The following is a 2,898-nucleotide window of genomic DNA, read 5'->3' as shown; positions in this document are numbered from 1 at the left end:
TGACTTCAACTCGGCGATTGCCCTGGCTAGGGAGGGTGCTTTATCGGTGTTGATCACTCTGGGATACCCGGCTGACGCATTGGATCTGAGGGCCTTGGCCAGGAAACGCTTCGCTGCGGCCACGTTCCGCTTCGGAGAGAGATAAAAGTCCAGGGTCTGCCCACCGGCGGTGATCGCCCGATAGAGATAGCACCACCTGCCGCCGACCCGGATATAGGTCTCATCCACCCGCCAGGACCGGGCCTGCCAGTCAGGTACCTGCCGGTACCACCGTGTTTGCTTGTCCAGCTCAGGGGCGTATTTCTGGACCCAGCGGTAGATCGTGGTGTGATCGACCGGCACGCCCCGCTGAAGTCATCATTTCCTCCAGATCGCGGTAGCTCACCACGTAGCGGCAGTACCACCGCACCGCCCACAGAATGATGTCACGGGGGAAATGACGACCGGAGAAGATACCCATGGCTGTGATTATTTCACGTCGCTCTTCCTACTGCCCCAACTTTGCAACAGCACCAGTTTTAACAACCTTCAAAGCTGCCTGAGTCAACGCGAGAGATAGTTATACAGTGTCGTTCGACCAATACCGAGCCTGCGTGCAACCTCAGCCTTCGGAACACCCGCATCCACCCACCCTTGTGCCTGGGCAAGCTGCTCATCAGTCAGCGCTTTCGCGCGACCTTTATACACCCCGCGGGCTTTCGCCCGCGCAATCCCCTCCGCCTGACGCTCACGAATAATCGAGCGCTCAAACTCCGCCACCGATCCAAGCAACCCGAGCATAAGCTTGGCAATCGGAGTCGAATTCAACGAATACGTTTGCCCCTCTTTTAAGAACTTCACCGAAACATCCCGGGCAGTGAGGTCATCGACTAGGCGGTGCAAATCAATCAACGACCGCGCCAACCGATCCATACTCATAACCACAAGCTGGTCACCAGGACGCACATAATTCAACGCACCATCCAACCCAGGACGGTCAGTGGACGAACCGCTGACAGTATCCTCGAATATGCGAAAGCACTTCTCTTTTTTCAACGCCGCTGTTTGCCGCTCCAGATTCTGGTCTTTAGAGCTAACCCGCGCATAGCCGACCTTTTGCCCGGAAATCACCTCAGAATGTTCAGGAATATCTAGAGGTAGTGACGGTTTTGTTCCATTATCCATAACCCCACCCTAGTGAACATAATGTTTGCGAGGGGGTTTGTAATTCAAAAACTGTTCTTTTGGGGTGTACCCATGTGGCACATGACTGCCATGTAGGGATGGAAGTTGAACAGAATCATCAGCAAGGCAGTGGGAGATATGTCGGATTTCTCGGTCATTTTCCATAGTGCAGATACAGGGCCTCGCGTTTGCCGGTGGGACCAGTATCGGTAACCGCCTCTATAGGTGGGCGTATTACAGCGTCTGAGAAACGGGGTGCCTGGGCCCGCTACTCTGTAGACGCTCGCCGAAAGCGTGGCGGGGTCAGGGCCGAGCTGCCTGATTGAACACTCGGTCCCAATTCAGAACCTCAGGGAGGGAACTATACAAGGAAACTAAGATCCTCTTTCCTCTATAATCAGGTCAATGCTCGAATATGAGTGCGATCAGTGACGTGTGGAGGAAATATGGCAAAGAGGAATATCAACACAGTGCGCTCAGGAGATGGGTGGGCTAATCGCCGAGATGGCGCAGAGCGGGTCTCGAAGCGATATGACACACAGGCAGAAGCCATCGCAGACGCTCGGAGCACTGCAATGAGGGAGGGGTTGGAGCATCGAATCCAGGGACGTGACGGCAAATTCCGTGAGTCCAATTCCTATGGCAATGACCCCTCCCCCATGCCTGTGGCGATAACACCGAGCAATAAGGCCGCAATGGAGACTATGCCGTCATTGGCGCCGAGAACACCGGCACGCAGCCAGTTCAACCGGGCATGATGGCCTGTTCCATGGGGTTCGTCACGGTGTCGAATGGGAGCAGACATCCAGTAGGTTCTCTCTGCCGGTGATCATCGTCGCGGGTAGGTCCGTTCTGAGGATCATCCTAAGCCTCAACCCACCGTCTGGTATCCCGAAAACTGCTACCACCGTGGTCACTATCGGAAACCTTCTCCCCGAGGGCATCACACCTGACCACAGCTCAGAGGCAGATATTTTGTCTCCGTCTGCTGGTTACGACCCCCTTCCTCCCGGGGTGGTCGCGACAACAGCACCGGCCGATCACCAGGATCAAAGAGTGATGAAATCCGAGTAGAAACTGAAAAACACCGAGGCTGCGACGGCGACGTAGATCACGGCGATCAGGGTGCCCGCCCATTGGGAGGAAAACCGCACCACAGCAGGGGAAGCGGGGAAGAGTCCATGAGCGAGGTTGCGCACGGTAAGCAGGATGAACAGCGGAACCATCATGGCCCACACCACCATGCAGTACAGGCAGAGAATATGGATGACGAACAGGGCCTGGTACCACAACCAGACGATGAACAGCAGGCCCACGGTCACCCCTGCCTGCAGAGCCCCCCAGTACCAGTCGGCGAAGCGGGCCCCGGATAGCATGGCCATCGCCGTGGTGATGACCACGGCGAAAGCGACGATGCCGATCAGGGGGTTGGGGAAGCCGAGCAGTTCGGACTGCCAGGTGCCCATCACCTTTCCACAGGAAACCAACGCGTTGATGTCGCAGGTGGTGACATGTTCGGCGTCCTCGTAGAGGGCCAGGCGTTCGAGCACCAGGATGCCCGAGGCCACCCATCCGATCACACCGGTGATCAACAGGATGAGGGCGAAAGGACGGTTCCGGGCGACGGCCGGCAAAGAGGGGTCAGTGTTCGTCTCGGTCACAAGAACCTCATTGTCGTCGGCGGTGGGTGAGTGCGTCATGGATTCGGGTTAGTCGGCGGCAGCCGCGTCGACC

Annotated in this window: 2 protein-coding genes and 3 pseudogenes; 1 reads left to right on the top strand and 4 read right to left on the bottom strand. The window is 56.9% G+C overall.

Annotated features, from left to right (window positions below; translation table 11 throughout):
* Together ACG98I_RS13815 and ACG98I_RS13810 are read right to left on the bottom strand one after the other, a co-directional pair.
* Positions 1 to 460 (bottom strand): annotated as a pseudogene (locus ACG98I_RS13815) (IS6 family transposase); the annotation flags it as partial.
* Between the two features lie 83 nt (positions 461 to 543).
* Entirely contained in the window at positions 544 to 1,107 is a 564-nt protein-coding gene (locus ACG98I_RS13810; RefSeq protein ID WP_394721113.1) for a recombinase family protein, read from the bottom strand.
* A 503-nt stretch (positions 1,108 to 1,610) separates the two neighbouring features.
* On the opposite strand from ACG98I_RS13810, the pseudogene ACG98I_RS13805 reads away from it, so the two are divergent.
* A pseudogene (locus tag ACG98I_RS13805) lies at positions 1,611 to 1,745 on the top strand (DUF2188 domain-containing protein); the annotation flags it as partial.
* 71 nt (positions 1,746 to 1,816) lie between these two features.
* Here ACG98I_RS13805 and ACG98I_RS13800 read toward each other — a convergent pair.
* Positions 1,817 to 1,969: pseudogene (locus ACG98I_RS13800) on the bottom strand (VIT family protein); the annotation flags it as partial.
* 244 nt (positions 1,970 to 2,213) lie between these two features.
* A complete protein-coding gene (locus ACG98I_RS13795) occupies positions 2,214 to 2,864 on the bottom strand; it encodes a vitamin K epoxide reductase family protein (protein WP_394732586.1) in 651 nt (216 codons plus the stop codon).
* Positions 2,865 to 2,898: the final 34 nt, after the last annotated feature.

This window comes from Corynebacterium sp. L4757 (assembly GCF_043673995.1).
Taxonomy (GTDB): domain Bacteria; phylum Actinomycetota; class Actinomycetes; order Mycobacteriales; family Mycobacteriaceae; genus Corynebacterium.
Note: the sequence above shows the minus strand (reverse complement) of the source record. Positions and strands in the feature narration are given on the sequence as shown.

Bases quoted from the DNA above. Each gene is read 5' to 3' on its own strand.
- ACG98I_RS13795 (WP_394732586.1), bottom strand. From the start codon at position 2,864: ATGACGCACTCACCCACCGCCGACGACAATGAGGTTCTTGTGACCGAG.